At 51.9% G+C, this 8,455-nt stretch carries 5 protein-coding genes, 1 tRNA gene and 1 rRNA gene; 3 read left to right on the top strand and 4 right to left on the bottom strand.

Features of this window, described 5'->3' with window-relative positions; translation table 11 throughout:
- Nucleotides 1-103: 103 nt before the first annotated feature.
- Nucleotides 104-3,871 carry an AAA family ATPase gene (locus BZG74_RS04915; RefSeq protein ID WP_077771585.1) on the bottom strand — a complete coding sequence of 1,256 codons (3,768 nt, stop codon included), beginning with the start codon at nucleotides 3,869-3,871 and terminating at the stop codon, nucleotides 104-106.
- Between the two features lie 3 nt (nucleotides 3,872-3,874).
- A complete protein-coding gene (locus BZG74_RS04920; RefSeq protein ID WP_077771586.1) occupies nucleotides 3,875-5,230 on the bottom strand; it encodes an exonuclease SbcCD subunit D C-terminal domain-containing protein in 1,356 nt (451 codons plus the stop codon).
- Between the two features lie 40 nt (nucleotides 5,231-5,270).
- Here BZG74_RS04920 and rdgC point away from each other — a divergent pair, with 40 nt between their 5' ends.
- From rdgC to BZG74_RS04935, 3 genes are all read left to right on the top strand, one after another.
- Nucleotides 5,271-6,179 (top strand): recombination-associated protein RdgC, encoded by a 909-nt coding sequence (gene rdgC, locus BZG74_RS04925; protein WP_201247350.1) that lies wholly within the window; start codon nucleotides 5,271-5,273, stop codon nucleotides 6,177-6,179.
- Between the two features lie 123 nt (nucleotides 6,180-6,302).
- Entirely contained in the window at nucleotides 6,303-7,649 is a 1,347-nt protein-coding gene (gene trhP / locus BZG74_RS04930; RefSeq protein ID WP_077771588.1) for a prephenate-dependent tRNA uridine(34) hydroxylase TrhP, read from the top strand.
- 1 nt (nucleotide 7,650) lies between these two features.
- Entirely contained in the window at nucleotides 7,651-7,905 is a 255-nt protein-coding gene (locus BZG74_RS04935; RefSeq protein WP_077771589.1) for a YfhL family 4Fe-4S dicluster ferredoxin, read from the top strand.
- A gap of 121 nt (nucleotides 7,906-8,026) precedes the next feature.
- Here the strand turns inward: BZG74_RS04935 and BZG74_RS04940 are convergent.
- Both BZG74_RS04940 and rrf read right to left on the bottom strand, forming a co-directional pair.
- A tRNA-Asp gene (locus BZG74_RS04940) sits at nucleotides 8,027-8,103 on the bottom strand.
- A gap of 160 nt (nucleotides 8,104-8,263) precedes the next feature.
- Nucleotides 8,264-8,379: ribosomal RNA gene (gene rrf, locus BZG74_RS04945) — 5S ribosomal RNA — on the bottom strand.
- Nucleotides 8,380-8,455 lie beyond the last annotated feature (76 nt).

The following is an 8,455-nucleotide window of genomic DNA, read 5'->3' on the forward strand; positions in this document are numbered from 1 at the left end:
ATTACCTAGTGTTATCATTGAACTGGCGCCATTATGTGGATTTATTATGACATTTTTGTGACCCAGCGCGAGCTATTTTCCCCTTGTGTCAACAGGCTGTGACCTAGCCAACACCTTGCTGTGTCACCATGACTCTGCTTGCGCCGCCACCTTGGCTATCTACGCGCACTTGCGCACCAATCCGCTCAACCAGTGTATTCACATGCGAGATCACGCCTATTTGTCGGCCATCGGCTTGCAGAGTATCCAGACAGGCGAGCGCCATTTCTAAGCTGTCAGGGTCTAAGGTGCCGAAGCCCTCATCAATAAATAGAGAGCCAAGCTGGCGGGTATCTGCCGCCAAAGAGGCCAGTGCCAGCGCCAGCGAAAGCGAGACTAAAAAGCTCTCTCCGCCAGACAGTGATTCAACACTGCGCACTTCGTCACCCATATCATGGTCGACCACTTGTAGCGCCAGCAAGCTATCCGGTACCGTTTGCAATGCATAACGTGGTGACAATGACGCCAAGTGCTCATTGGCAATCTCGACCAACTGGGACAAGGTTAACGACTGGGCTAGATTACGGAATTTCGCCCCGCTAGCAGAGCCAATCAGATCCGCCAGTTTTAGCCATTGCTCGACTTGGTGCCGCTGTGCCTCGATTTTTTCAGTCAGGGAACCGGCTTGGTGTTTGGCTTTTTCCGACTCCGTCAATTGATGGCGGAGGGTGAATAGCCGCTGCTCGTTTTCTTCAAGTGCTTGTTGCCAGCTCGCTTGCTGCGCGCTAAGTGATGCCTCATCCTCCGCGAGCTGCTGCGCCGCTAGCCAAGCACTTGCATCAGCGATGGCCTGCTGACAATGACTAAGCTGTTGCTGACGCTCATCAAGGCGCGTTTTTGCTTCTTGATAACGCGCGTCAACATCGCTGATAGCCTGCCGCTCATTGGCTCGCCACGCCTCACTGTAAGAGAGCGCGTTAATCAAATCATATTGATGAACACCAAGCTCCGGTTGCCATTGGATCCAGCGTCTGACACTTGTTCGGTAGCGCTGATCAGCCTCGCGCTGCTGAGTGTCGAGGGTTTGTTGACGCGCCTGTACGCCCGCACGCTTTTCACTGGCCTGTGTATACGCCTGCTCAGCGTGGTCGCGTTGCGCTCGTTGCCCGTCGATGGCGGCTTTATATTCTCGCTCTAACGCCTCTAAATCTGATTGCGGGATCAGTGCTTGGCGCGCGACACTTTGTTGTTGATGTTCTTGCGCCAACACGACCAATTGCGCTTGCCGGGCTTGAACATCTTCCGACAAGCTCTGACACTGCTGCGAGAGCGTGGCCAGTTCGGTCTCTCTTTGTTGCTTGTGCTCAGCAAGCGCCGCTTTTTCATCCTGCAGCGCCTGATAAGCCTGAATTTTTTGCTCCATCTGGCGGATATAATGCGCGGCACCAACCTGTTGCAGGCTCGCCAGCCACTGTCCAGCGCCTAATTGCTGATCCAGCGATTGGCTGACTCGAGTCACTTGCGTCTGTTGCTGCTGCCATTGCTCATCAATCGCATTGAGCCGTGTCTCACACTCAGTCAGTGACTGATCAAGTTGATGACGTCGTGCCACTAGCTGCTCACGTGCATGCTGGAGTTCCGCGATGGCCGTATCCATTTGCTGAATGTGGGCAAGCTGTTGTTGGCGCTCCGTCATCGCTTGATAACACGCTGTATAGTCGCCATAAGTTTTTTGAGCTTGCGACTCAATCTCACCCAAGAGATCACCAAGTGGCCGAGTAACATCGATGGTGTCATCAAGTTCAGCGATCGCGGCATACACCTCTCGTTCGCATTGTTGTCGCTCTGCCTGCCAAACGGCCCCTTGTTCTTTTAACTCCGCGCAAGCGTGCTGGCTTTGCTGGTGCTGTTTCTGCCAATAATAGTATTCGGCATTGTGCTGGTTATACGAGGCTTGCAGGGCGTCTACACGCGCCTGCTGCTGGGCGATCATGCCTTCAATCGCCGGAGCGTGGTGAAGATAAGGATGTTCGGTGGCCCCACAGAGCGGACAAGGATCCCCCTCGTGTAAGGTTTGGCGAAGATCATCAAGCTCGACCACCGCCATCGCCTGTTGGAGGCTATTTTGTGCTTCTTCGACCTGAGCCTGCTCACGGGTTAGTGTGTCTTTCAAATGGGCTAAATGAGCTTGGCTGTCCGCAAACAATGCTTGGTGTTTTTCCAGTTCCGCTTGGTTATGCTGACAGCGCTCTTGCCAATACTGCCAGTTTTTCCCCTCTGTGAGCACCGCTTCTTGCTGCTGCTTTTGCGTGTGCAGTTTGCTGTACCGCGCCTGGTCCGCGTCTTGATTTGCCTGCAACGCCTCGGGCTCCAGCGCTTGTCGCTTGGCTTTAAGCTGCGCACTACTGTCATCCACTTGGGCAATGTCTTTGTCTAACTTGTCACGTTGCGGCTGCCAATGTTGCTGCTGATGGTAACGGGCTTGATACTCTTCTTGCAGCGCCGATAGGGCATCTTGGCAATCGAGGTACTGGCGTAGGTTATCGAATACCGGTTGATAGTGCTCTGCGACATGAGAGAAGTCACCATATCGCGCGATTTCTTGTTCTAATGCCGTCTCGCGACGTTGTTGCTGCTCGGCTTGTTCGCGCGCATGGACGAGTGACTGATGAGCATGACGATACTTTTGCTGCTGCTCATTCAACGCCACGTTTTGATCGTGCATTTGCCGCTCAATACCAGATAACTGCGTATCGATTTGCTGCGCGTCACGCACTTTAGGCTCAATATCCGCCCAATGTTGCTCGGCCTCAGCCAATGCGCGGTTGGCGGCGCGCCAGCGTTCGGCTTCTTGTTCATACGCGTACGCAATCTCGCGCTCTTCTCGCGCGAGTTGATGACGTTCCAGTGTGAGCGCTTGGCGTTGCCACTGGCTGGTTTGCACCGCTTGCCAGTCGTCACGCGCCACTTGTACTCGCTCTATTTCATCCAGCGCCTCTCGCCGCGCTGCAATGCCCTCTCTTGCTGCACTCGCTTCATCGAGTGCCTGCTCGGCCGTCTCGACACCCTGCTGCGCTTGCGCAAAATGCGTGTGTTGTTGGCGATAGTCATTGAGTTTTCTCAGCTGGGTTTGCAACGCGTGAATATGCTGCTGGCATTGCGCCTGCTCTTGATGCAATTGTTGTTCTTCGTCATCCGTGAGTAATTGAATATCGCCCAACTGTTGGGTCAATTGATCCAGTGCTTGCTTTTCATCGCGGGCCCGCTCGTGTGCCATTTGCGACAGCCGGCTGTATATCTCAGTGCCTGTCATCCGTTCAAGTAAGGCGGCTCTATCATCGGCAGACGCTTTTAAGAAAGCAGCAAAGTCCCCTTGCGGCAGCATCACCGCACGGCGGAATTGCTCATAACTGAGCCCGACGAGACGCTCTATTTCGCTAAGGACTTCTTGCTTTTTCCCGGCGATACGCTGACCGGTTGCGAGGTTTTCCAGCCAATGTTCACTCGCTTGTATGCGGCCGTCCGCCTTGCCCCGCGCCCGGCGTACCGACCAATGTGCGCGCCAACGGCTGCCGTCATAGGCGACAAAATCAACCTCTGCGTATCCCTCGCCTTTACCACGCGATAAGATACTGCGCACATCATTGGCTTTAACGCGGGTTGCTGGGTCGCCCAAACCAATATCCGCGTCATGCTTTTTATTGGACTGAAAGCGTGGGATCTTGTCGTAAAGCGCTAGGCAAATCGCATCCAAAAGCGTCGACTTTCCCGCGCCCGTTTTGCCTGTGATCGCAAACAAGCCACTGTCACCCAGTGGTCCTTGTGAAAAGTCCAATGCAAACGGATGTTGAATACTGGCCAAATTCTCGCCACGTAATGCCAGGATTTTCATCGTTTATTGATCCTCGTCCTGTTCCAGTTGCTCCAGTAACTGAGAAAACGTTGCTGATAACGCCGTATCAGGTTCACCTTGATACTTTTGCTGCCAACCATGGCGAAGCACCTGATAGGGCTCGACCTCCGAGAGACGTTGCTGTCGAAAGCCACTTGTTTGTGGTTGCTCTCGATAATGCGGTGTGATTTTGGCAAGCCGCACAGGTTTACCATCCAAGGCCGCTAAAATTTTTTCCCTAAGCATCGGCTGGGGTTTATCTAACAAAACAGGGACATCAAGCAAAGGTTGCTGCGACAGCGGTAAAGACTCAAGCGTTAGTCCCGCCAATGCGTCGAGTACCGTCTCCAACGGTGAGGGCTGTTCCGGCACTCGCCATAAATCAACCGCACGCGGCACATAATGTGGCACCACACTTTGTAGCTGGTTGTCTTCAAACGTCACGGCTAGTACTTGGTGCCGATAGTGGCGTTCTGATAACGATAGTGGAATAGGCGAGCCGCAGTAACGGATCCGGGTTTGTTTCGCCACTTGCTGGGCTAAATGCAAATGTCCAAGCGCGACATAGGCAATATCCTCACTGAAAATATCCGCCGGCAGTGCATGCTGATTCCCCCCCAGAATGCGCCGCTCTGACATTTCTGACAACTCGCCACTGGCCATATACACATGGCCCATTGCTATCAATGCCTGATCAGCGCGCGCATTCTCGCGCCCAGCTTGCTCGGTTTGCTGATAAATAGCTCGCACTCCCTCAATAAGCCGATCGTCCTTTTCATCGAGCCCTTCTGTCCGTAGATCACCACTTCGCAAAAAAGGCACTGCCAATACCCAAGCCGCGACCTCGCCTGACTTATCGGTAATTGGCACGCGCATACGTTCCGTATCTAAATCGCCGTCGCCATCTCTCGCGATGGCGCCAATTAAGTGTAAATCAAAGGCTTTGAGTAGCTCGTGTGGGGCGTCGAGTTTGCTAGGTGAGTCATGATTCCCGCCAGTGATCACTACATTTAAGTGTGGCAGTGCTTTGGCAATGTCAGCTAAAAAACGATACAGCATCCGCCAAGCACTGGCGGGTGGGTTAGCACTGTCAAACACATCTCCCGCCACTAATAAGGCATCGGCTTGCTCATCGATGAGGCATTGTTTGAGCCAATCGAGAAAGACTTGATGTTCATATTGGCGGTCATAGCCATGCAGCTGATGACCAAGGTGCCAATCGGAGGTATGAATGATTTTTAACACGACTGAGGCAATCCATTCGTTGAGGAAGTTGGGCAAGTTCGTCTCGCTGAAGTCGCGAGCAGGATTAAATTCTACGCTAATTGCAGCGACATTCGAGAGTGAATGCAATACCATGTTGCCTTTCTCACAACAGGATGGATAAAGCCTCACCATGATTTGGTTTAAGAATTTACTCGTCTATCGTCTTACCCGTGATATTCCTCTCGATCCAACCCACTTGGAAAGCCAGCTCAAGGAGTTCGACTTTACCCCTTGTGGCAGCCAGGACATGCAAAAATTTGGTTGGGACAATGCACTGGGTAAGCACGGTGATATGCTCACGCATGTCAGCGGCAACAATATCCTGATCCGCGCTCGCAAAGAAGAAAAGCTGCTCCCCGCTTCGGTGATCAAAGACGCCTTGGAAGAGAAAGTCGATGCCATGGAGCAAGCCCAAGGGCAACGCCTGAAAAAGCGCGAGAAAGATAGCCTAAAAGACGATGTGGTCATGGAGCTCTTGCCACGTGCTTTTACCCGACAAAGCCAGATGTGTGCTTTGATTATGGCGGGTAAAGGTTTGGTATTAGTTGATGCAGCCAGCATCAAAAAAGGCGAAGAATTACTTGCGCTATTACGAAAATCCATCGGTAGTTTACCTGTTGTCCCTGTAGAAACTGAGACTCCGGCAGAGCACGCGATGACCGAATGGGTGAAGCAAGGCCAAGCGCCGCAAGGCTTCCACCTCGGTGATGAGGCTGAGCTCAAAGCGCTACTCGAAGAAGGTGGGGTGATAAAATGCAAACAGCAAGATCTCACCAGTGACGAAATTCAGGCGCATCTAGAGGCAGACAAACAAGTCACCAAGTTATCTATGGACTGGCAAGAGCAAATTGACTTTGTGTTGGGCGATGATTTGAGCCTGAAACGCCTGAAATTTTCTGAAGAGATCCGCGATCAAAACGCGGACATCGACCGAGAAGATGTTGCCGCCCGCCTTGATGCCGACTTATCGCTGATGTGCGGCGAGCTCGATACTCTATTAGAAGGCTTATTCACTGCTTTAGGCGGTTTAAAAACCGACTAACTAATCCCTACAAAGATTAGGTAAATACGGCTGGTAGTGTGGGCAATGTCACAGTAAAATGGCGCCCACACTCACCTTCACCACGAAGGTGCCTGACTTACACTCAGACTCAAGCTTGGAATTATGTTTACGCCAGAATTACTCTCTCCCGCCGGTAGCCTAAAGAATATGCGCTACGCGTTCGCCTACGGGGCCGACGCCGTGTATGCCGGTCAGCCACGCTACAGCCTGCGTGTGCGCAACAACGAATTCAACCACGAAAACCTGAAAATCGGCATCGATGAAGCCCATGCCCAGGGTAAGAAATTCTACGTGGTTTGTAATATTCAGCCGCACAACGCCAAGCTCAAAACGTTTATACGCGATCTCAAACCGATTATTGATATGGGCCCTGATGCGCTGATCATGTCGGACCCTGGGCTTATCATGATGGTGCGAGAGCACTTCCCTGATATGGCAATCCACCTTTCCGTGCAAGCCAACGCGATTAACTGGGCGACCGTCAAGTTTTGGCAGCAGCAAGGGATCGAGCGTGTGATCTTATCGCGTGAGCTATCACTGGAAGAGATCGAAGACATCCGCCAACACTGCCCTGAAATGGAGCTTGAGGTGTTTGTTCACGGCGCGCTATGCATGGCGTATTCTGGTCGTTGCTTGCTGTCAGGCTATATTAATAAGCGCGATCCAAACCAAGGTACCTGCACCAATGCCTGCCGTTGGGACTATAAAGTCCATAAAGGCAAAGAAGACGATGCAGGCCAAGTCGTACAAGTTCAAGAGGTGACGCCAACTCTGGGTAAAGGCGAACCGGTTGATGATGTGGTATTGCTAGAAGAAGGCGGACGTCCGGGTGAGTTGATGGCCGCGTATGAAGATGAGCACGGCACCTACATCATGAACTCAAAAGACTTACGCGCCATTCAGCATGTTGAGCGCTTGACTCAAATGGGCGTGCACTCGCTAAAAATAGAAGGTCGCACTAAGTCTTTTTATTACTGCGCACGCACAGCACAAGTGTATCGCCAAGCGATTGATGATGCCGTGGCCGGTAAACCGTTCGATGAAAGCCTGATGAACACCCTCGAGAACCTTGCACACCGGGGCTACACCGAAGGCTTTTTACGTCGACACACCCACGATAGCTACCAGAACTATGACTATGGCTATTCGGTTTCTGACCAACAGCAATTTGTCGGCGAGTTTACCGGCAAACGCCGTGGCGATCTGGCTGAAGTGGAGGTGAAAAACAAATTCATGCTCGGTGATAGCCTTGAGCTGATGACGCCACGCGGCAATGTGCATTTCACATTAGAAGCAATGGAAAACCGCAAGTCAGAAACCATCACAGATGCCAAAGGCAGCGGTCATTTCGTGTTTATTCCTGTGCCTGCCGATATGGATCTGGAATACGCGCTACTGATGCGTAACCTACAATCAGGACAAGATACACGTAACCCATCGGGTAAGTGATATGGCACTACTCATCACCGATAAATGCATAAACTGCGATATGTGCGAGCCCGAGTGTCCCAACGGGGCCATCTCGATGGGGTCCGAGATCTTTGAGATCGAGCCAGATTTATGCACCGAGTGTAAAGGCCATTACGACAAGCCAACGTGTCAGTCGGTCTGCCCGATCTCCAAGTGCATTATCACCGACCCTGATAATGTGGAGAGCGAGGATCAGCTCCTAGAAAAATTTGTGGTCATCCAAGGGATGGCCTAAGCCATTAAAAGCGCCGCAAGGCGCTTTTTTATGTCTTTTTATTCTCCAGCAATAACCCTAACACTATAGGGACGCTTTAAACGCAAAAAACCCCAGCTTTTCAGCTAGGGTTTCTAAGTAGTGGCGGAGTGGACGGGACTCGAACCCGCGACCCCCGGCGTGACAGGCCGGTATTCTAACCAACTGAACTACCACTCCGCACCAATTCTGTCTCATCAAAGTCTTACGCAAATCTGCTTTGATGATTAAATTGCGTACTATGCGCTGGGAGTTTTGAAGCGAGACGCGCAGTATATGCCAATACATGAGCATCGCAGCTATCAAAAATCGCAAGCAATAGGCGCAATTTATAATCAAAGCCTGGCGATGTCCTACTCTCACATGGGGAGACCCCACACTACCATCGGCGCTGCTTCGTTTCACTACTGAGTTCGGCATGGAGTCAGGTGGGTCCAAAGCGCTATGGTCGCCAAGCAAATTCGGTAATCTAGAAAGCTGTTCGTTCTCGCCACAATCAACTGGCTTATTTTAAGTCCAACCCAAAACCTCT

Origin of the sequence: Salinivibrio sharmensis (assembly GCF_001995985.1) — a bacterium.
In the GTDB taxonomy this organism is placed as follows: domain Bacteria; phylum Pseudomonadota; class Gammaproteobacteria; order Enterobacterales; family Vibrionaceae; genus Salinivibrio; species Salinivibrio sharmensis.